The 18,530-nt window shown below is 74.5% G+C and carries 22 protein-coding genes; 5 read left to right on the forward strand and 17 right to left on the reverse strand.

Translation table 11 applies throughout. The features are described from left to right. Window positions 1–91 precede the first annotated feature (91 nt). The 5 genes from ECOMGDLI_RS13165 to purQ form a co-directional block, all read right to left on the reverse strand. Window positions 92–457 carry a VOC family protein gene (locus tag ECOMGDLI_RS13165; RefSeq protein ID WP_088317286.1) on the reverse strand — a complete coding sequence of 122 codons (366 nt, stop codon included), beginning with the start codon at window positions 455–457 and terminating at the stop codon, window positions 92–94. Window positions 458–476: 19 nt separating this feature from the next. Then, window positions 477–635 (reverse strand): ribbon-helix-helix protein, CopG family, encoded by a 159-nt coding sequence (locus tag ECOMGDLI_RS13170; RefSeq protein WP_088317287.1) that lies wholly within the window; start codon window positions 633–635, stop codon window positions 477–479. Window positions 636–656: 21 nt separating this feature from the next. Beyond that, window positions 657–1,883, reverse strand: a complete 1,227-nt coding sequence (locus ECOMGDLI_RS13175; RefSeq protein WP_088317288.1) for an RNA polymerase sigma factor — start codon at window positions 1,881–1,883, stop codon at window positions 657–659. 20 nt (window positions 1,884–1,903) lie between these two features. Continuing rightward, window positions 1,904–2,308, reverse strand: a complete 405-nt coding sequence (locus tag ECOMGDLI_RS13180; RefSeq protein WP_088317316.1) for a YciI family protein — start codon at window positions 2,306–2,308, stop codon at window positions 1,904–1,906. Between the two features lie 116 nt (window positions 2,309–2,424). After that, on the reverse strand, window positions 2,425–3,141 hold the full coding sequence (purQ, locus tag ECOMGDLI_RS13185) for a phosphoribosylformylglycinamidine synthase subunit PurQ (RefSeq protein WP_088317289.1): 717 nt from the start codon (window positions 3,139–3,141) through the stop codon (window positions 2,425–2,427). Between the two features lie 166 nt (window positions 3,142–3,307). On the opposite strand from purQ, the gene ECOMGDLI_RS13190 reads away from it, so the two are divergent. Together ECOMGDLI_RS13190 and ECOMGDLI_RS13195 are read left to right on the forward strand one after the other, a co-directional pair. After that, window positions 3,308–3,940: a hypothetical protein gene (locus ECOMGDLI_RS13190; RefSeq protein WP_198954827.1), complete on the forward strand. Its 633-nt coding sequence runs from the start codon at window positions 3,308–3,310 to the stop codon at window positions 3,938–3,940. A 1-nt stretch (window position 3,941) separates the two neighbouring features. Beyond that, the gene (locus ECOMGDLI_RS13195) at window positions 3,942–4,472 is read left to right on the forward strand and encodes a signal peptidase I (RefSeq protein ID WP_088317290.1); all 531 of its coding nucleotides are present in this window, start codon (window positions 3,942–3,944) and stop codon (window positions 4,470–4,472) included. Between the two features lie 3 nt (window positions 4,473–4,475). On the opposite strand, the gene ECOMGDLI_RS13200 is transcribed toward ECOMGDLI_RS13195, so the two are convergent. The 3 genes from ECOMGDLI_RS13200 to purS form a co-directional block, all read right to left on the reverse strand. Further along, entirely contained in the window at window positions 4,476–6,149 is a 1,674-nt protein-coding gene (locus tag ECOMGDLI_RS13200; RefSeq protein ID WP_088317291.1) for a diguanylate cyclase, read from the reverse strand. Continuing rightward, window positions 6,146–7,123, reverse strand: coding sequence for a hypothetical protein (locus tag ECOMGDLI_RS13205; protein WP_088317292.1), 978 nt, complete (start codon window positions 7,121–7,123; stop codon window positions 6,146–6,148). The genes ECOMGDLI_RS13200 and ECOMGDLI_RS13205 overlap by 4 nt, the downstream gene beginning before the upstream one ends. Window positions 7,124–7,272: 149 nt before the next feature. Continuing rightward, on the reverse strand, window positions 7,273–7,521 hold the full coding sequence (purS, locus tag ECOMGDLI_RS13210; RefSeq protein ID WP_088289065.1) for a phosphoribosylformylglycinamidine synthase subunit PurS: 249 nt from the start codon (window positions 7,519–7,521) through the stop codon (window positions 7,273–7,275). A 106-nt stretch (window positions 7,522–7,627) separates the two neighbouring features. Between purS and ECOMGDLI_RS13215 the strand changes: the two genes are divergently transcribed. After that, on the forward strand, window positions 7,628–8,272 hold the full coding sequence (locus ECOMGDLI_RS13215) for an MBL fold metallo-hydrolase (RefSeq protein WP_088317293.1): 645 nt from the start codon (window positions 7,628–7,630) through the stop codon (window positions 8,270–8,272). Here ECOMGDLI_RS13215 and ECOMGDLI_RS13220 read toward each other — a convergent pair. The 3 genes from ECOMGDLI_RS13220 to ECOMGDLI_RS13230 form a co-directional block, all read right to left on the reverse strand. After that, the gene (locus tag ECOMGDLI_RS13220) at window positions 8,269–9,201 is read right to left on the reverse strand and encodes a phosphoribosylaminoimidazolesuccinocarboxamide synthase (protein WP_088317294.1); all 933 of its coding nucleotides are present in this window, start codon (window positions 9,199–9,201) and stop codon (window positions 8,269–8,271) included. The two genes, ECOMGDLI_RS13215 and ECOMGDLI_RS13220, sit on opposite strands and share 4 nt — an antisense overlap. Beyond that, window positions 9,198–10,487 carry a phosphoribosylamine--glycine ligase gene (gene purD / locus ECOMGDLI_RS13225; RefSeq protein ID WP_088317295.1) on the reverse strand — a complete coding sequence of 430 codons (1,290 nt, stop codon included), beginning with the start codon at window positions 10,485–10,487 and terminating at the stop codon, window positions 9,198–9,200. Before purD ends, ECOMGDLI_RS13220 begins: the two co-directional genes overlap by 4 nt. A 149-nt stretch (window positions 10,488–10,636) precedes the next feature. Continuing rightward, on the reverse strand, window positions 10,637–11,068 hold the full coding sequence (locus ECOMGDLI_RS13230; RefSeq protein WP_088317318.1) for an SRPBCC family protein: 432 nt from the start codon (window positions 11,066–11,068) through the stop codon (window positions 10,637–10,639). Between the two features lie 110 nt (window positions 11,069–11,178). On the opposite strand from ECOMGDLI_RS13230, the gene ECOMGDLI_RS13235 reads away from it, so the two are divergent. Continuing rightward, window positions 11,179–12,411, forward strand: a complete 1,233-nt coding sequence (locus tag ECOMGDLI_RS13235) for an aromatic acid exporter family protein (RefSeq protein WP_143447687.1) — start codon at window positions 11,179–11,181, stop codon at window positions 12,409–12,411. Window positions 12,412–12,413: 2 nt separating this feature from the next. Here ECOMGDLI_RS13235 and ECOMGDLI_RS13240 read toward each other — a convergent pair whose 3' ends face one another. The 5 genes from ECOMGDLI_RS13240 to ECOMGDLI_RS13260 form a co-directional block, all read right to left on the reverse strand. Further along, window positions 12,414–13,208 (reverse strand): DinB family protein, encoded by a 795-nt coding sequence (locus tag ECOMGDLI_RS13240; protein WP_088317297.1) that lies wholly within the window; start codon window positions 13,206–13,208, stop codon window positions 12,414–12,416. A gap of 52 nt (window positions 13,209–13,260) precedes the next feature. Further along, window positions 13,261–13,902: a cysteine hydrolase family protein gene (locus ECOMGDLI_RS13245; protein WP_088317298.1), complete on the reverse strand. Its 642-nt coding sequence runs from the start codon at window positions 13,900–13,902 to the stop codon at window positions 13,261–13,263. Continuing rightward, window positions 13,902–15,356, reverse strand: coding sequence for an aspartate aminotransferase family protein (locus tag ECOMGDLI_RS13250; RefSeq protein WP_088317299.1), 1,455 nt, complete (start codon window positions 15,354–15,356; stop codon window positions 13,902–13,904). The genes ECOMGDLI_RS13245 and ECOMGDLI_RS13250 overlap by 1 nt, the downstream gene beginning before the upstream one ends. A 218-nt stretch (window positions 15,357–15,574) precedes the next feature. Continuing rightward, window positions 15,575–16,147: a hypothetical protein gene (locus tag ECOMGDLI_RS13255; RefSeq protein ID WP_088317300.1), complete on the reverse strand. Its 573-nt coding sequence runs from the start codon at window positions 16,145–16,147 to the stop codon at window positions 15,575–15,577. A gap of 381 nt (window positions 16,148–16,528) precedes the next feature. Continuing rightward, window positions 16,529–17,401: a helix-turn-helix transcriptional regulator gene (locus ECOMGDLI_RS13260; RefSeq protein ID WP_088317301.1), complete on the reverse strand. Its 873-nt coding sequence runs from the start codon at window positions 17,399–17,401 to the stop codon at window positions 16,529–16,531. Between the two features lie 439 nt (window positions 17,402–17,840). Between ECOMGDLI_RS13260 and ECOMGDLI_RS13265 the strand changes: the two genes are divergently transcribed. Next, a complete protein-coding gene (locus ECOMGDLI_RS13265; RefSeq protein ID WP_233153441.1) occupies window positions 17,841–18,059 on the forward strand; it encodes a DUF397 domain-containing protein in 219 nt (72 codons plus the stop codon). 52 nt (window positions 18,060–18,111) lie between these two features. Here ECOMGDLI_RS13265 and ECOMGDLI_RS36800 read toward each other — a convergent pair whose 3' ends face one another. Continuing rightward, the gene (locus ECOMGDLI_RS36800) at window positions 18,112–18,522 is read right to left on the reverse strand and encodes a DUF397 domain-containing protein (protein WP_369812746.1); all 411 of its coding nucleotides are present in this window, start codon (window positions 18,520–18,522) and stop codon (window positions 18,112–18,114) included. Window positions 18,523–18,530 lie beyond the last annotated feature (8 nt).

Below are 18,530 nucleotides of genomic sequence, written 5' to 3' on the forward strand. Positions count from 1 at the left end.
AGACATCAGGTGCGAGGGATCCAACCACCGCAACCGCGGCGACACTCACCCTGACACTGAGCCCGACGCTAGCCGGGGCGCCGTGCGGGTGTCAGCCGTGCAGGTCCTCGTCGTGCTCGTTGACCTGCACCTGCACGCCGTCCGGGTCGGTGACCCGGAACGACCGGCCGAACGCCTCGTCGACGACGGCGTCGGGCGCGTAGCCGGCGGCGACGAGCCGGGCGTGGACGGCGTCGAGCGGCTCGTCCGTGACGACCGCGAGCTCGCACCAGCCGGGCCCGAACTCCCCGGCCGGACCGCGCCCGGCCGGCGGCTCCGCGCGGTGCAGGGCGAGCGAGCCGGACGCCGCGGGCAGGTCGGCCCAGACGCCCGGGCGGGCGGTGGCGCCGGGGTCCAGCCCCAGCGCCCGGTAGAAGGCGATCGCCGCGGCGACGTCGGCGCTGTACCGGATCGGCATGACCCTCACGGCTGCTCCCTCACGACTGCTCGTCGCCCCGGCGTGCGAGGTGCTCCCGCAGCGCCTCCTCGACGAACCTCGACAGCGACTGCTCGGCGTCGACCGCAGCGTGCTTGACCTGCCGGACCAGGCTGCCCGGCAGGTACACGTTGAACTGCTGCTTGTCGTCGTCCGGCACGCCGCCGAGGATAGATCAAGGCTAGGTTGCTAGCAAGCGAGCCTGAGCGGCGCGCAGCGTGAGGTAGTCGCGCTCGGCGACGTTCGTCGTCCGGCCGGCGGCCCGGGCGTACGCGGCCGCGGCCGCGCCGTGGTCCCCGGCGCTCTCGTGCAGGTGCGCGCGGACGGCGTCCAGCCGATGCCCGGCGGCCAGCGGCCCGCCGTCCAGGGTCGCGAGCAGTGCGAGGGCGGCGTCCGGGCCCGCGACCATCGAGAGCGCCACCGCCTTGTTCAGCGTGACGACGGGGTTGCCCGACAGCCGCTCGAGCGCCTCGTAGAGCGCGAGCACCTGCCGCCAGTCGGTCGCGGCGGCGGACGGCGCCCGGTCGTGGACGGCGGCGATCGCCGCCTGCAGCGCGTACTCGCCGATCGGGCGCCGGGCCATGGCCGCGTCCGCGAGCGCGCCGCCCTCGGCGACGAGCGCCGCGTCCCAGAGCGAGCGGTCCTGCTCGGGGAGCGGGACGAGCTCACCGCCGGGGCCGGTCCGGGCCGGCCGCCGGGCGTCGGTGAGGAGCATCAGGGCGAGCAGCCCGGTGACCTCGCCGTCGTCGGGTCGTGCCGCGCGCAGCAGCCGGGTCAGCCGGATCGCCTCCGCGGAGAGCTCGACGCGGTGCAGCCCCGTGCCGCTCGTGCTCGTGTAGCCCTCGTTGAACACGAGGTACAGCACGTGCAGGACGACGCGCAGCCGGTCGGCGAGCTCCTCCGCGGGCGGCATCGCGAACGGCGCAGCCTGCGCCCGCAGGGTCGCCTTGGCACGCGAGATCCGTTGCGCCATCGTGCTCTCGGGCACGAGGAAGGCCCGGGCGACCTCGGCCGTCGTGAGGCCGCCGACGGCGCGCAGGGTGAGCGCGACGGCGGACGCCGGGGTCAGGGCGGGGTGGCAGCACAGCAGGAGCAGGACGAGGGTGTCGTCGGTCGCGGTCGCCTCCGCGGGCGGCGGTTCGACGGCCACGACCTCCTCGCGCCGTCGTCGCGCCGTCTCGCTGCGCCAGTGGTCGACGAGTCGGCGGTGCGCGACCCGGAGCAGCCACGCCGCCGGGTCGTCGGGCACACCGCTGCCCCCGGGCGGCGGCGCCCATGCGCCGACGGCGGCGAGCAGGGCCTCCTGGACGGCGTCCTCGCACGCACCGAAGTCGCCCCAGCGCCGGGCGAGCGCACCGAGGACCCGCGGCGCGAGGTCGCGCAGCAGGTCCTCGGTGCGGTCGGTCACGACGGCGACGGCTCTGCCGGTCAGGAGTCCGACCCGGGCACGGCCATGATCTGCCGCACGTGGATCGGCTGCTGGATCGGCGCGCCCTTCGCGCCGGGCGCCGCCGAGGCCCGGGCGGCGATCTCGAGCGCGCGGTCGAGGGAGTCGACGTCGACGATCCGGTACCCGGCGAGGAACTCCTTGGCCTCCAGGTACGGACCGTCGGTGACGACCGGCGCCGAGACGCCGTCGGCGGTGACGACCTTCGCGAGGTCCGGGCCGGACAGGCCCTGTGCGTCGACGAGCTCACCGGCCGCGTCGAGCTCGGCGTTGAGGTCGACCTGGAACCGGATGTGCGCCTCGACGTCCTGCGGGTCCCACTCGTACATCGGGACGTCGCAGCCGGCGCCGCCCTCGAAGTTCTGCAGCAGCATGAAGCGGGGCATGGTGTCCTCCTCGTCGTCGAGGTGCCGGGGTGGCAGCCTCACGGACCCAGGACGGAACCGCCGTCCCGTTCTCGACATCGACGCCCCGAGGGGCGCCGCGCAGACGTCGGCAGACGTCAGGCGGAGAGCACCGCGCCGAGCGCCGAGGTGAAGAACCGCAGGCCGTCGGTGCCGTCGTAGCGGCCCTGCGCGTCGCGGTCGGTGCCGAAGAGCGCCTCGACGGCGTGCTCGGGGTGCGGCATGAGGCCGACGACGGTCCCGCTCGCGTTGGCGATCCCGGCGATGTCCCGGTACGAGCCGTTGGGGTTGCCGTCGAGGTAGCGGAACACGACCCGGCCCTCGCCCTCGAGCCGGTCGAGGGTCGCGTCGTCAGCGACGAAGCCGCCCTCGCCGTTCTTCAGCGGGACGACGATCTCCTCGCGGTGCGCGTACTCGCTCGTCCAGACGGTCGACGTCCGCTCGACCCGCAGCCGCTGGTCCTTGCAGACGAACTTGCGGTGGTCGTTGCGGATGAGCGCGCCCGGCAGCAGGTGCGACTCGCACAGCACCTGGAAGCCGTTGCAGATCCCGAGCACGGGCAGACCGGGGGCGGTCTGCTCCGGCGGGCCGGCGAGCCGGACGATCTCGCTCATGACCGGGGAGAACCGGGCGATCGCACCGCAGCGCAGGTAGTCCCCGTAGGAGAACCCGCCGGGCAGGACGACGGCGTCGACGTTCCTGACGTCCGCGTCGCCGTGCCACAGCGCGACGGCCTCGCCGCCCGCCACCCGGACGGCGCGCGCGGCGTCCACGTCGTCGAGCGTGCCGGGGAAGGTGACGATTCCGATCCTCACGCGGGCAGCCTATCCGGCGTCACCGTTCGTGGCGGCGACCGGGCGGGCGTACCGCCGTCCGGATGGTCCGCCCCGCACGGGGCCCGCGACGGCCCGCGAACCGTCAACCGGGACCCGGCGGATGCCGATCTGTCTGGCAGGAGATCGACTCGGGAAGGACCCCACCATGACCGCCAGCGTGCAGCACCGGCCCCGCGGCAACCGCCGCGGACGCCGCCGGGACGGCGGCCGCCGCCGCACGATGGTCGTGGCCCTCCCCCTCGCGCTCGTCGCGAGCAGCGCCCTCGTCTACCAGGCCTCGAACGCCGCGTTCACGGCGTCGACGGACAACGGCTCGAACACGTGGTCCTCCGGCACCGTCGCGATCTCCGACGACGACTCGAGCTCGGTCATGTTCCAGGCCACCGGCCTCAAGCCGGGCGACACCGGGATCAAGTGCATCAACGTCACCTACTCCGGCACGCTCGCGGGCGGCGTCCGGCTCTACGTGACGTCCACGTCCGGCACCCTCGGCCAGTACCTCGACCTCACCGTCGAGGAGGGCACCGGGGCGACCGGCGGTGCGACGCTGTCGTGCTCGGGCTTCTCCGCGACGTCGACGCTCAGCGCCGGCGGCGCCACCCTCGCCTCCTTCGCGACCGCCCACACCGACTTCGGCTCCGGGGTCTCCGCGTGGGCGCCGACGGGCAGCGCCCCCGAGGCCCGCAGCTACCGGGTCACCTACACGCTCCAGGACACGAACTCCGCGATGGGCCAGTCGGCCGCCGCGACGTTCGTCTGGGAAGCGCAGAACTCCTGACGTGCAGTCCGGCGTCTGCGAGGACCTCCGGGCCGCACCAGGTCTGCGGGACCGCGTCGAACCGGTCGCGCTGACGGCCGCCGTCGCGTGGCTGTTCGTCCTCGCCTGCCTGGCGCTGTGGTCCCTCGGGCCGCTCGCCGTCGGCTGGCGCCCCGCCGTCGTCGTCACCGGCTCGATGCTCCCGACGATCCGCCCCGGCGACGTCGTCGTCGTCGACCCCGGCGCGACCGGCCTGCACCGCGGCGAGATCGTCCTCGTCCGTGACCCCTCCCAGCCCTCCGGCCGGGTCGCGCACCGGGTCGTCGAGGTCAAGGGCAACGGCGACCTCGTGACGAAGGGCGACGCGAACCCCACCGCGGACCGCGCGCCCCGGCACCCCGCCGACGTCGTCGGCCGGGTCCGCCTCGTCGTCCCGGCCGCCGGCCGGCTCGCGATGCTCCGCCACGGGCCGACCCGCGGCGACCTCGCGTGGGCCGGTGTCGCCGTCCTCGCCTGCCTGACGCTCGGCGTCGTGCGGCCCGCCGGCCGCTGACGGTCAGCTCTCGGGGGCCGCCGGGGCCCGCAGGTCCCTGCGCCGCGGGGGCGGCACGGCGGCGGCCGGCGGAGCGGCCGCCGCGCCCGCGGGCATCGCGTAGTCGCCGGCGGCCACGACCCGGTCCCGGCCGGTGTTCTTCGCGTGGATGAGGGCGGCGTCGCTCGCGTGGACGAGCGCGGCCGGCTCGGTGCAGTGCTCGGGCACCGCCGCGACCCCGAAGCTGGACGTCACCGGCACCGGTTCGGTGACGCCGTGGAGCGCGAGCCGCACCTTCTCCGCGAGCGCCATCGCCTCGTCGGCCGTGCCGCCGGGCAGCAGGACGCCGAACTCCTCGCCCCCGTACCGGGCCGCCGTCGCACCGAACGCCCCGGCGTGCTCCATGAGGACCCGCGCGACGATCTGGAGCACCTCGTCACCGGCCTGGTGCCCGTAGCGGTCGTTGACGGACTTGAACTTGTCGACGTCGGTGAGGACGAGGGCGTAGGGCGTGCCGGACGTCGTCCAGCCCTCGTGGAGCCGGGCCAGCAGGTCGTCGAAGGTGCGCCGGTTCGCCAGCCCGGTGAGGCCGTCGGTCGAGGCCCGGCGCTCGGCCGCGACGAGGAGGTCGGCACGCGACCAGGCGAGGGACGCGGTCGCCGTCGCCTGGGCGAAGGTCTCCAGGGCCCGGTTCTCGGTGCGGTCGCCGCGGCCGCGCAGGGCGATGACGAGGACGATCCGCTCGCCCGGCGCGTCGGTGATGTCGGCGACGGCGATCCGCCGCGCGTCCGGGAGCAGCGCGCTCAGCCACGGGTCCCGCTCCGGGTCGAGCCGCAGCGCGAGCGCGAGGTTGTCGACGCTGCGGGGCAGGTCGAGCAGGGCGGACGTCCCGGCGTCCGCGACGACGAACGGCAGCCGCCGCCGGTCGGCACCGGCGGCCCGCCCGCGGCCGTCGGGGGTGACGTCCGCGACGAGCTGCACCGAGCCGCCGACGGTCCGCAGCACGACGGCGCGGGTGGCCCCGATGCTCTCGACCGCGAAGCCGGCGAGGTGACCGGCGACCTCCTCGACCCGGGTCGCGAGGTGGAGCCGCTCCGCGAAGCGGGCGAGCGCCTCGGCGTCGTACCGGCGGCGGCGCAGCTCGCGCTCGGCCGCGGCCGCCGCCGCGGCGGTCGTGATCGTCACGAGCCACAGGCTCAGCAGGTCGATGACGAGCCGCTGCTCGCCGTCCAGACCGCCGGGCAGGACGGCGGCGGGCGGGAGGAGACCGGTCTCCTGGCTGCGCAGGGCCACGAGGAACAGCACCGAGAGCCACAGCGCGACCTTGATCCCGGTGCGGAACGAGGCGAGGAGGACGACGGCGACGAGCAGGGCGAGCGGGCCGATGTCGACGCCAGCGCGGTGCCCGAGGGTCTCCCGCAGGTAGGTGACGAACAAGCCGTCGACGAGCAGGGCGACGCCGAAGGCCCGCGCGGCGACCGGCGTGCTCGTGACCCGGACGGCGAGGCTGAGCAGCGACGTCACCGCGAGGTAGGCGGCGCTCGCGACGAGCACCGCGCGCACCTGCGGCAGGTGCAGTGCGAGCAGCATGGCGTGCAGGACGACGAGGTAGAGCACCCGGAAGCCGACCATCGCCGCGACGCGGTCGGCGAGCGGCACGATCTCGACGCCGGAGGTGCCCTTCGCGGCCGGGCTCATCCGGACCGCCCGCCGGCGCGGCCCGGGGCGAACACGTCGGGGAAGACCGTGTTGATCTCGCGCCGGGTCGTGCTGGCCGCCGCGAGCTTGGGGTCGCGCCGGTCGATGAAGTCCTGGACGAGCAGGAAGAGGGCCGCGACGAGCAGCGCGGCGAGCGGGTACTGCGGCTCGCGGACGACCGCGACCGCCACCGCGGTGGCGCGCTGGGCGGCCTCGCGGACCGAGCGCAGGAACGGGGTGCCGGCGTCGAGGTCGACGTCGGGCTCCTCGACGGCCGGGGACGCCGTCGGGCCGGGCGTCCCGGCGGTCGTCGGGGCCGGGGTGGGCGTGCCGGTCGGCGTCGGGGAGGTGGTGGCGGACGGCGTCGTCGTGGGGGTCGGGTCGACGACCGGCCCGGTCGTCGGCGGCTCGGTGGTCGGGGTGTCGGTCGGCCCCGGCGGGTCGACGACGACGTCGCGGTCGAGCCGCCAGACGAGGTCCCCGCGCGCCGTGAGTCCCTGCACCTGCAGGTCGGGGTCCATGAGGACGGTCACCCGGAAGCTGCGGACCGGCTCCGCGGCGGGCGCCCAGCCGGTGTCCAGGCCGTTCCCGGCGGACGCCGCGGCGAGCCGGTCGAGGGTGCCGGTCCACAGCGTCGTCCCGGTGAAGCCGGTGCAGTCGCCGAAGCGGCCGCCGTCGCCGGACTCCAGCGTCACGGTGACGTGCGGGGCGAGCGCACCCGACACGTCGACGGCGGCGAACCAGACCGCGTCGCCGGCCCGCGCCGTCCGGGTGCCGACCCGCACGCACGCGGACAGCGGCCGGCCGGGGGCGAGCCGGTCCGCGGCGGTGAACAGGGCCCGGCCGCCGTCGTCGTCGAAGAGGGAGACCCCGCCCTCGGCCTCGGCGCCGGCGGCGGGGGAGGCGAACGCCCAGCCGAAGCCGACGAGGAGCACGAGGCATGCCACGACCAGGGACTGGCGCCCCGCGGTCACGGCTCGTCGGCGCGCGGGCACGACGACGCCTCGAGTGGATGGCTCCACAGGTCACCTATCGGCAGACCGGCGATCTGTCTTGACCCTGCGGAACGGCCGATGACCTGCGCGGATACCCGAACGGGCGAACGCTCGCGCGCCCGTTCGGGTCAGTCCGCGGCGACGACCCGGACGACGTCCTCGATGACCGGGTTGGACAGCAGCGTCTCGGCGGCCTCACGCACCCGCGCGAGCACCTCGTCGGTGACCTCGCCGGTCACCTCGAGCTCGAACCGCTTGCCCTGCCGCACGCTCGCGAGCTCGGCGAACCCGAGCCGGGCCAGGGCGCCGGCCACGGCCTTGCCCTGCGGGTCGAGGATCTCCGGCTTCGGCATGACGTCGACGACGACACGTCCCATGGTGTTCGGCTCTCCTGCCGGTCGGGGTCTGCGGCCAGCCTATCGACGTCGGCCCGACGACCGGCATCGGCTCGACCGGTCGGGCCCGGAGTGCTTGGGTACGTGCATGCGCGTCACCCACCTCGGCCACTCGTGCCTGCTCGTCGAGGCGTCCGGCGTCCGGGTGCTCGTCGACCCCGGGGCGTTCAGCCACGGCTTCGAGGAGCTCACGGACCTCGACGCCGTCCTCGTCACCCACCAGCACGTCGACCACCTCGACGTCGAGCGGCTCCCCCAGCTGCTCGAGGCGAACGACGGCGCCCGCGTCGTCGTCGAGCCGGAGACGGCCGCCGAGCTGACCCGGGCCGGCATCGAGGCCGCGCCCCTGCACCCCGGCGAGACCCTCGCGCTCGCCGGCCTCACGGTGACCGCGGTCGGCGGCGAGCACGCGCTCATCCACGCCGACGTGCCCCGGATCGGCAACACCGGGTTCGTCCTCGCCGAGGAGGCGGGGCCGCACCTGTTCCACCCCGGCGACGCGATCGACACCGTGCCCGAGGGCGTCGACGTCCTCGCGCTCCCGCTCGCGGCGCCGTGGTCGGCCCTCAAGGAGACGGTGGACTTCCTGCGGGCGGTGGCGCCGCGGTCGTGGTTCCCGATCCACGAGGCGCTGCTGTCGGACGTCGGGCGCGGGGTGTTCGTGCGGGTCGGCGGGAGCCTGGCACCGGAGGGCGCGCAGCGCCTCGAGCTGGACGGCGCGACCGAGGTCTAGGCGAAGGTGCGCCCGGTCAGCCGCTCGTAGGCCTCGACGTAGCGCGCCCGGGTGCGCTCGACGACGTCGTCGGGCAGCGGGGGCGGCGGGACGTCGGACGCGCGGTCCCAGCCGGACTCCGGGGACGTCAGCCAGTCGCGCACGTACTGCTTGTCGAAGCTCGGCTGGGCCCGCCCCGGCCGCCATCCGTCGGCCGGCCAGAACCGGGACGAGTCCGGGGTGAGCACCTCGTCGCCGAGGACGACGGCACCCGCGGCGTCGCGGCCGAACTCGAGCTTGGTGTCGGCGAGGACGATCCCGCGCTCGCGGGCGAGCTCCTCGGCGCGGCGGTAGACCGCGAGCGTGAGCACCCGCAGCCGGGACGCGTCGTCCGCGCCGATCGTCGCCGCGACCTGCTCGAAGGTGACGTTCTCGTCGTGCTCGCCGAGCTCGGCCTTGGTCGCCGGGGTGAAGATCGGCTCGGGCAGCCGGGAGCCGTCCTCGAGACCGGGCGGCAGCGGGACGCCGCAGACGACGCCGCCGGCCCGGTACTCGACGAGCCCGGAGCCGGTGAGGTAGCCGCGGGCCACGCACTCGACGGGGTACATCTCGAGCCGGCGGCAGACCATCGCGCGCCCCGCGACGACCGCCGGGACGTCGAGGCTCACGACGTGGTTCGGGACGAGGTCGGTGAGCCGCTCGAACCACCACGTCGACAGCGCGGTGAGGATCCGGCCCTTGTCCGGCACCGGCGTCGAGAGCACGTGGTCGTAGGCCGAGATCCGGTCGCTCGCCACGACGAGCACGGTCTGCGACGCCTCCGCCGAGGTGTCGTCGTCCGGTACGTAGAGGTCACGGACCTTGCCGGAGTACACATGACGCCAGCCCGGGACCGCTTGCGGCGCAACGGGTCCGGCGGAGCCGCCGGGCACCGCGGCGACGTCGTTCACGCCGGGCCGCCCGCGAGCGCGACGTCCCCGGCCGCCGCCCGGGCCGCGATGTCGGAGCGGTGGTGCGCCCCGGCGAGCGTGAGGTGCGAGACCGCCTCGTAGGCGACGCCGCGGGCGGCGGCGAGGTCCGGGCCGGTCCCGACGACGGACAGCACCCGGCCGCCGGCGCTGAGCACGGCGCCGTCCGGGCCGGCCGCGGTTCCCGCGTGCAGCACCCAGGCGCCGGGGACCGCCGCGGCCGCGTCGAGCCCGCCGATCGGGTCGCCGGTCCGCGGCGACGCCGGGTAGCCCTGCGAGGCGACGACGACCGTCACGGCGGCGGCGTCCCGCCAGCGCAGCGTCGGGAACGTCGCGAGGGCGCCGGTCGCGGCGGCGTGCAGCAGGCCCGCGAGCGGCGTCGCGAGCCGGGCCAGCACGACCTGCGTCTCGGGGTCGCCGAACCGGGCGTTGAACTCGATGACCCGCACGCCGCGCGACGTGATCGCGAGGCCGCAGTAGAGGACGCCGGCGAACGGGGTGCCGCGGCGGGCCATCTCGTCGACGGTCGGCTGGGCGACCCGGTCGACGACGGTGCGGGTCAGGTCGGGCGAGGCCCACGGCAGCGGCGAGTAGGCGCCCATGCCGCCGGTGTTCGGGCCGGCGTCGTCGTCCCCGACCCGCTTGAAGTCCTGGGCAGGCGCCAGCGGGACGACGGTCACGCCGTCGGTGATGCAGAAGAGCGACACCTCGGGCCCGTCGAGGAACTCCTCGACGACGACCCGGCCGCCCTGGCGGGCGAGGCAGCCCGCGGCGTGCTCGAGGGCGGCGGCGCGGTCGTCGGTGACGACGACGCCCTTGCCGGCGGCGAGCCCGTCGTCCTTGACGACGTACGGGCCGCCGAAGGCGTCGAGGGCGTCGGCGACCTCGTCGAGGGTCTCGCAGACGTGCGCCATCGCGGTCGGCACGCCGGCCGCGGCCATGACCTCCTTGGCGAACGCCTTGCTGCCCTCGAGCTGCGCCGCCTCGCCCGACGGGCCGAAGCAGGCGATGCCCGCGGCCCGGACGGCGTCCGCCACCCCCGCGACGAGCGGTGCCTCGGGGCCGACGACGACGAGGTCGGCGGCGACCTCCGCGGCGAGCGCGGCGACGGCCTGCGGGTCGAGCGGGTCGACCGGGCGCAGCTCGGCCGCGGCCGCCATACCGGGGTTGCCGGGGGCCGCGACGACGGCCTCCACGGCCGGGTCCGCGGCGAGCGACCTCACGAGGGCGTGCTCACGCGCGCCGGTACCGATGACGAGGACCTTCACGGCGCTCAACCCTAGAGGCTGCGCGGCCCCGGCCCGGACGGCGTCCGCAGGTCAGGACGGCGGACCGGCGGGCCGGCAGGGTGCGTCCGGGCCCGGCGGGCCGCGCCCGCCCTACCGGTCGGGCCCGCCGGACGTCCGCGGGGCACCGGTCAGCCGGCCGGCGTCGTCAGCAGCTCCTCGAGGCGCTGGACGTCGAGCACAGCGGCCGGGATCGTCGCACCGACCATCTCCGACACCCCGGCGAGGAACCCCGCGGGCTCCGCAACGAGGGTCAGCGCGACCCTGGTGTGGCCGGGTCCGGCCTCGGCCATCCGGAGCTCGCCGTCGAACGCGGGACCGGCGAGGGCGTGCCAGGCGATCCGGTGCTCCTTGGGGTGGTGCCCGACCGCGACCTCGACGTCCCGGGTGCGCCCCGGCCCGTCGACGCCGCCGGTGACGGTGAAGACGAACCGCTCGAACGACGTCCGGCGCACCGACCGAACCCCCGTGAGGAACCGGGGCCACTCCTCCACGGCTGCGAGCCGTGCGTAGACCTGCTCGACGGGCAGGTCGACCACGCTCGACGCTTCCTGACGTGTCATGGCTACCACCTCCAGGCGGTGCGTCGACGTCCGGCACCGTCGGCCCCGGCGGCCGCCGACACGTTCACGCTAGGACTGCGGTGGTGGCCCGGCTGGGGGACGATCGTCGCGTGAGCCTCGCCGACCGGGTGACGTCCGGTGCCCGCACCACCCTGCGGCGACGCACCCGGCTCGGCCTGGACCGGCTGCGCCTGACCTGGTGGGGCGCCGCGCAGAGCGCCCTGGCCGGGGCGCTCGCCTGGGAGTTCGCCGTCCACGTCCTCGGTCACAGCGGACCGTTCTTCGCCGCGGTCGCCGCGATCGTCTGCCTGTCGACGACGTACCTCAACCGGCTCCGGCGGGTCGTCGAGATGGGCATCGGCGTGACGCTCGGGGTCGCGATCGGGGACGCCGTCGTCCGCGAGATCGGCCGCGGCGGCTGGCAGATCGGGGCCGTCGTCCTCGTCGCCATGCTCGTCGCGCTGCTCCTCGACGGGGCGCCGCTCATCATCAACCAGGCCGCGCTGCAGGCCGTCTTCGTCACGGCGCTGCCGCCGCCGGTCAACGGGTACGTCGCCCGGTGGGAGGACGCCCTCGTCGGCGGTGTCGTCGCGCTCGTCGTCGCGTTCGCGCTGCCGTCCGACCCGCGGCCGGCGATGCGGGACGCGGGAGGCGCCGTGGTCCACCCGATCGCCGACGCGCTGCGGCAGTCCGCGACGGCGGCCCGGGTCGGGGACGTCGAGCGGGCGTTCGACGCGCTCGAGCAGGCCCGTGCGACGCAGCCCGCCATCGACCGCTGGCGGGACGCCGTCCGCGCGGGCGAGGAGGTGAGCCGGCTGTCGCCGCTGCGCCGGCACGCCCTCGCGGAGATCTCCGCGCACCGGGCGGCGCTCGCGCCGGTGGACCGGGCGATCCGCAACGTCCGGGTCGCGCTGCGCCGGGCGGTCGCGGCGGCCGAGGACGAGCAGGCCCTCGGCGGCCGGGCGGACCCGGCGACCGCGACGTCCGGCGGGGCGCCCGGTGCGGCGTCCGACGACCGGGACGACGGGGCGTCGACGAGCCCGCTGCCCGTCGTGGCGGGCAGCCCGGCGCACCTGCTGCCGCCGTCGGTCGTCGACGTCCTCGACGGGCTCGCGTCGGTCTTCTACACGCTGCCGGGAGCGTTGCGGGACCGGGACGGCGAGGGCGGACGGCGGGCCGTGGCTGCGCTCGACGACGTCACCGAGCGGCTGCGCCCGGAGCGGCTCGAGATGCCGACGATGAACGCGACCGTCATCGTCGCGCAGGTGCGGTCCGCGGTCGTCGACCTGATCCAGGTGCCGGGCGTCCCCGAGCACGAGGCCCGGGCGAAGCTGCCGCGGTAGCGCTAGCCCCGGCGCGCCTCGAGGACCGCGAGGTCGCGGGTGGCGTAGCGGTAGTGCTCGACCTCCTCCTCGAGGGCCACGGCCAGGCACTCCCAGACCGGCCGCTCCTCCTCGGGGTAGCCGGGGGCCGGCGGGCGCCGGCAGGGCCGGCCGAGGACGTCGTCCGTCAGCGCGCCGAGCACGTCGCGGAGGACCTCGCGCCGGGAGTGGAGGGCGGCGAGCACCTCGTCGGCCGACGGCCGCGCCGCGACGTCGATGCCGAGCGCGGCGGCGTCCGCGGCCGGGTACCAGCTCTGCGGCAGGCCGAGCCGGTGGTAGGGCCGCTCCTCGTCGAGGACCGTGCGGCTCACCCAGGCGTCGGTGACGAACACCAGGTGCCGCAACGTCTCCAGGAAGGACCACTCCTCGTCGACCCGTTCGTCGAGCGCCGCGTCGCCGAGCCTGCGAGCCCGCTCGACCGCGCCGTCCCAGAGCGCCTCGAGGGTGGCCCGCATCGCCCGGAAGTCGTCCGCCGTCCGCATGCCGCGCAGCTGGACGCGCTCGGGATGGCGCCGGTCCAGCTCGGCCGCGACGAGGTCGGTAACGTCGACCCCGTTGACGACGAGCCGCTCGACGTACCCGGAGAGGTCGACGTCGACGAGCACGCCGTCCCGGACCCGGACGCCGGTGAGGTCGCAGTCGACGAAGCGCGCGCCCGTGAGGTCGCGGACCTCCAGGCGCGCGCCCCGGTAGGCGTCGGTGTGCTCCGGGCCGAAAGGGCCGGCGTCGTAGCGGTGCGGGCCGAACTGTGGCGTCATGCCGTCATCCTGCCGGGCCCCGCCGACGGTTCAGGGCCGACGGGGCCGGGCGTCACCCTGCGAGCGCGCGCCCCTGCTCCGCGGCCGCGAGCAGGTCCGGTGCCGGGAGGCCGTCGCCCGCGGCCAGCGCCGCGAGCCACTCGGACGTCGTCGCGACGCTCGCGAACGCGCTGCCGAGCGCGACGAGGACGCTCGTGTGGAGCGCCTCGGCGGACAGCGCGCCGCCGGCCGCCGCGAGCGGCAGCGTGCCGGTCGCGTCGGAGAGCACCTCGACGCCGAAGCCGAGGTGCGCGGCCTGCCGCGCCGTCGTGTCGACGCAGAGCTGGGTCATGTACCCGACGATCGTCAGGGTCGCGATGTCGTTGGCGCGCAACCACTCCTCGAGGTCGGTCCCGGTGAACGACCCCGGGTAGGCCTTGCGCACCAGGTGGTCGCGGGGCCGGTCCTCGACGAACGGGTGCAGCTTCCAGCCGTCGCTGCCCTCGGCGAAGACCGCGTCGTCCGGGGCGTCGGTGTGCTGGACGACGACGACCGGCACACCGGCCGCGGTCGCGGCGTCCATCGCCGCGGCGACGTTCGCCGTCGACACGTCGAGCGGCGGGTGCGTGATGGGCAGGCCGGCCCCGGGGAAGACCCCGGGGTCGTACTCCTGCTGGACGTCGATGACGACGAGGGCCCGCGCGGGGACCGCCATCAGAGCGTGCCCTCGACGGCCGTGAGCGCCTCGTCGAGCAGGGCCAGGCCGTAGCGCGCCTCGTCGTCCGTGATGTTCAGGGCGGGGACGACGTGGGTGCGGCTGCCGTTGATGAACGGGAGCAGGCCGCGCTCCTTGCACGCCGCACCGAGCGCGAGGATCGGCGCGTTCGCCTCGCCGGTGGCGTTGAACGGGACGAGCGGGGTGCGGGTGGCCTTGTCCCGCACCAGCTCGAGCGCCCAGAACGCGCCGGAGCCGCGGACCTCGCCGACGATCTCGTGACGGGCCTGCAGGTCGGCCAGGGCCGGCCCGAAGATCTCGCGGCCGAGCCGGTCGGCGTTCTCGACGACGCCCTCGTCGGCCATGACGTTGATCGTCGCGACGGCGGCGGCGCACGCGAGCGGGTGGCCGGAGTACGTGAGCCCGCCGGGGAAGACCCGGTTCGCGAACGTCTCGTAGACCTTCTCGGAGACGATGACGCCGCCGAGCGGGACGTAACCGGAGTTGACGCCCTTGGCGAAGGTCACGAGGTCGGGCTCGGTGCGGGTGTCGTCGACCCGGTTGCCGGCGCCGTCCTCGTCGCCCAGCTCGCAGGCGAACCAGCGGCCGGCGCGGCCGAAGCCGCTCATGACCTCGTCAGCGATCCAGAGGATCCCGTACTTGTCGCACAGCTCGCGCACGCCCCGGAGGTAGCCGGGCGGCGGGATCATGATGCCCGCGGTGCCGGGGATCGACTCCAGGACGATCGCGGCGATGGTCGAGGCACCCTCGAGGACGATCGTCTGCTCGAGGTGCTCGAGCGCCCGGGCGCACTCCTCGGCCTCGGTCGTCGCGTGGAAGTGCGAGCGGTAGAGGAACGGCCCGAAGAAGTGGACGACGCCCTCAGCGCCGTAGTCGTTCGGCCAGCGCCGCGGGTCGCCGGTGAGGTTGATCGCCGTCGTCGTGTTGCCGTGGTAGCTGCGGTAGCGGGCGAGCACCTTGCGGCGGCCGGTGTGCAGGCGGGCCATCCGGACGGCGTTCTCGATGGCGTCCGCCCCGCCGTTGGTGAAGAAGACGTGGCTGAACGAGGCGCCGGGCGCCCGCTCGACGATGAGCCGGGCGGCCTCGGAACGGGCGTCGTTGACGTGCTGCGGCGCGACCGTGCAGAGCTTGGCGGCCTGCTCCTGGATCGCCGCGACGACCTTCGGGTGCTGGAACCCGATGTTCGTGAAGACGAGCTGGCTGGAGAAGTCGAGGAACGGCCGGCCCTCGCCGTCCCACACCCACGAACCCTCGGCGCCGGCGGCGACGAACGGCTTGAGGGCGGCCTGGGCCGACCACGAGTGGAAGACGTGCGCCCGGTCCAGCTCGTACGCGCGGGCCGACCCGGCCGGGTCGGGGGTCGGCGTCGGTGCCGTCGAGGGCAGCGGCGGGCGGGTCGAGGCGGCGCTCGGGGCAGGCACGGTGCTCGTCATGGCGGCAGCCTAGGCCGCCCGGGCGGCGACGCCCAGGGAGCACACCGTCAACCTGAGGCGCCCGTGGCCGTCACTGTGTCGGCGGGACCGGCGTGAGACCACCCCAAGGGGTGCAGACCAGCACTTCTGGGCTGCGCTTCGGGCGCCCCTGGCGGCCGGCGGACCGGTCCGGCTCGGTAGACGGGCCCACCGGCCACCAGGGGACGTTCTCGGGCGGGTCAGGCCGGGTCGGGGACGACCAGGTCCGACGCGACGCGGGGCTTCGGCAGCCCATGGGTCGTCACCGCACCCGCACGGCCGGACTCCTCGGCGATCCGCTGCGTGCGGACCGCCCGCTCCGCGGCGTCCACGGTGCGCAGCCGCGCGGGGCGGGCCGGCGCCGGCAGGACGGCGAGCCGGTCCTGGAGCCGCTGCAGGTCCAGGCCCGGGTCGGCGACGCCGGCACCGAGCAGCTCGGCCATGCTCGCGAAGAAGCTGCGCGGGTACGCCTTGCGCTGCAGGAAGATCCTCGTCCGGCGTCCGTTCACCGGTGCGAGCCGGAGCGTGCCGTCCCAGGGCGGGCCCTCGAGCGAGCGCCACGTGAACCGGTGGTCACGGGCCTGCCAGCGGACCGCGACGAGCACGTCGTAGTCCTTGCGACCCTGCCGGACCGTGAACACGTACCGCTCGTGCGAGGACCGGGTGGCGGTCCGGAGCCCGGCGAGAAAGGTCGGCCACTGGGTGATGTCCCACAGCTGCGTCTCCACCACTGACAAGGGCAGACCGACGACGGCCATCGCCTCCACGGACATACGTTCTCCTCGGGCATCACAGTTCCTGGACAGGTCGACTCCCCCGCGCCTCGATCCCGCCAGCGCCCCCACGGCTGCCGGCCGGTCCTCCCGCCGCCACCTGTCCCCACCCCGACGCGGTGGGAACAGGCGGCTCACGGCGGATGACCGACACCCTTGTCGGCCCTCTTCGGCCAGCATGGGTGCCCCTCACCAGTCGCCGCTTCGGCCCGTCGTGTGATAGCCCGACCGGGTGTCCTGTGATCACGGAGGCCACCGGACGGCCTCTCTGAGCACGACAGAAGCCCTTGCGTCGCAGACAATCAGAGCCCCGGACAGCCGAACGGCCGACCGGGGCGTCACCCGGTCGGCCGTGCCACGCACAAGTTGACCGCGAAGGGCCTAGCGACGTGCAGCCCAGTCCGCGCCGATCTTCTCGAGGAGCGCAAGCGAGTCGTCACCGTCAAGGGCGACGTGCTTCGCGAGGAAGTCGAAGGTCTGCAGGTACCGCGCGACGTCCGTGTCCTTGTCGAGGAACAGCTCGCCCAGGAGACCCTCGACGTAGACGGTGTCCCGAACCGCACGATCGGTGAATCTGAGAACCGTGAACCGGCCGTCCAGGCCAGGGTGGGATCCCGCCTCCAGGGGAATCAGCTGAACCGCGACATGCGGGAGCTCGCAGGCAGCTCGAAGCGCTGCCACCTGCGCGTGCATGACATCGGGAGGGCCCAACGGTCGTCGCACAGCCATCTCGTCGACGATCGCGTGTAGTGCGGGGGGATTCGCCCCGTGAAGAATCTCCTGACGCCGCTCCCGGACGGACAGGACCTCTTCCACCCGCGTCGCAGGCATCTGGTTCGGCGCCCTGAGACCGGACACGAGGCAGCGCGCATAAGCGGTCGTCTGCAACAGCCCGGGAACGACGTTCGTCTGCATCGTGTCGATGTTCGTGGCCGCCTGCTCCAGCCCCACGAAGGTCCTGAACTCTGCATCGATGTCCGCGTCCTGGTACCAGGACGTCTCCATGGCTTGTGCCGCGAGGGCCATGAGCCGGTCGCGTTCCTCGTTCGACACGCCGTAGAGAAGACACAGATCTCGCACGTCACGGGGTGACGCGCGCCTGGCCGCCGTCTCCAGTCTGGAGATCTTCGAGGCCGACACGAGAAGGCTCGTCGACACGGACTCGACGGTGAGGTTCTTCTCCATCCGAAGCTCACGCAGCCGCTCAGCGAGCTCACGCTGCCGGGTCGTCGGAGTGCTGCGCGGATCCGGCACGGCGTCCCTCCGATGGCGCGATGACTGGCACTTGCCAAGTGGGATTGCGCTTGGCAAGCATCCTGGTCATTGAACACCTTGGAGCGCCAGTGGCGAGGCAGGCACGACGCGGAAGGCGGGCGTGATCGTCACCGCGAGCGATCCACAGGTAATTTGTGCCCGGCCACTGCGCAGCGTGACCTTCGGACTCTGCACTGACGCGGAGCGCCTGGAGCGGCTACCGAGAGACAGGTACGACAAACGAGCAGGTGGGCAGGCTGATCGGGACGCTGATCAACCCGAAACATGACTGAGACCGAACCGACACCAAGCAGCCATCAGTAGTGGCAGGATGCGCACTCTCAGTGGTGCACCGACGCCCCCCGAGCCGGTCACGAAGGCCAGACCGATCAGGAGCAGCGGCATGCGCCGTACCGGATGAGCTCAGTGGAGGATCTCGGTGACCGTCCCCGACGTTTCGGCGATGACCGGCCGTGCGACTTGGTTCAAGTCCAGTTTCTGCGGCGACGCGGGGTGCGTCGAAATCATGGTGTCGGGCGACGGCGTCGCCGTCCGCGACTCGAAGGACACCACTCGGAGCCCGATCCTGAACTTCACCGGTGACGAGTGGCGCGCCTTTGTGTCCGGCGTCAAGAACGGCGAGTTCGACCTCGCATAATCCGCGCCGGGGGCGGACGTGCTGGAGCGACGTTCGCCCCCGGACATCACGGTCAGTCGAAGTCCCCCGACTTGGCGCCGTCGAGGAAAGTTCGCCACTCGTCTGCGGTGAACACGAGCGCGGGACCGTGGGGGTTCTTGCCGTCGCGAACAGCCACGAGGTCCGTCGTGCGCGCGACCTCCACGCAACCGCTCTCGCCGCATGCGGCAGCACGGCGCCAATCAGCGCCCTCCCACGCGTGCCCGTCGGTATGCCCCGCTCCAGCAGTCGCCATGACCCCGTGTCCCTTCGACAGGCACAGACAGAGGCCGTCGACACTGACGCCACCGACCCGCACCGGTACTGGCCCCCGGCCGCACACGGCGGTGACCGCGGGGCCCTCCACGGTCGCATGCATGCAGAAATGTGCACAAGAGCCGCAGGCGATCATCGCGCCCGCCGAAGCCGGCACGACGGAAATCATCGGTCGTT

The sequence above is a fragment of the Kineosporia sp. R_H_3 genome, from assembly GCF_002198675.1.
Classification (GTDB): Bacteria; Actinomycetota; Actinomycetes; order Actinomycetales; family Kineosporiaceae; genus R-H-3.

What these genes read in the sequence shown, in the direction of transcription:
- ECOMGDLI_RS13165 (WP_088317286.1), bottom strand. Translation starts at nt 457, where the DNA reads ATGCCGATCCGGTACAGCGCCGACGTCGCCGCGGCGATCGCCTTCTAC.
- ECOMGDLI_RS13180 (WP_088317316.1), bottom strand. Translation starts at nt 2,308, where the DNA reads ATGCCCCGCTTCATGCTGCTGCAGAACTTCGAGGGCGGCGCCGGCTGC.
- ECOMGDLI_RS13190 (WP_198954827.1), top strand. Translation starts at nt 3,308, where the DNA reads ATGACCGCCAGCGTGCAGCACCGGCCCCGCGGCAACCGCCGCGGACGC.
- ECOMGDLI_RS13200 (WP_088317291.1), bottom strand. Translation starts at nt 6,149, where the DNA reads ATGAGCCCGGCCGCGAAGGGCACCTCCGGCGTCGAGATCGTGCCGCTC.
- purS (WP_088289065.1), bottom strand. Translation starts at nt 7,521, where the DNA reads ATGGGACGTGTCGTCGTCGACGTCATGCCGAAGCCGGAGATCCTCGAC.
- ECOMGDLI_RS13215 (WP_088317293.1), top strand. Translation starts at nt 7,628, where the DNA reads ATGCGCGTCACCCACCTCGGCCACTCGTGCCTGCTCGTCGAGGCGTCC.
- ECOMGDLI_RS13230 (WP_088317318.1), bottom strand. Translation starts at nt 11,068, where the DNA reads ATGACACGTCAGGAAGCGTCGAGCGTGGTCGACCTGCCCGTCGAGCAG.
- ECOMGDLI_RS13240 (WP_088317297.1), bottom strand. Translation starts at nt 13,208, where the DNA reads ATGACGCCACAGTTCGGCCCGCACCGCTACGACGCCGGCCCTTTCGGC.
- ECOMGDLI_RS13245 (WP_088317298.1), bottom strand. Translation starts at nt 13,902, where the DNA reads ATGGCGGTCCCCGCGCGGGCCCTCGTCGTCATCGACGTCCAGCAGGAG.
- ECOMGDLI_RS13250 (WP_088317299.1), bottom strand. Translation starts at nt 15,356, where the DNA reads ATGACGAGCACCGTGCCTGCCCCGAGCGCCGCCTCGACCCGCCCGCCG.
- ECOMGDLI_RS13255 (WP_088317300.1), bottom strand. Translation starts at nt 16,147, where the DNA reads ATGTCCGTGGAGGCGATGGCCGTCGTCGGTCTGCCCTTGTCAGTGGTG.
- ECOMGDLI_RS36800 (WP_369812746.1), bottom strand. Translation starts at nt 18,522, where the DNA reads ATGATTTCCGTCGTGCCGGCTTCGGCGGGCGCGATGATCGCCTGCGGC.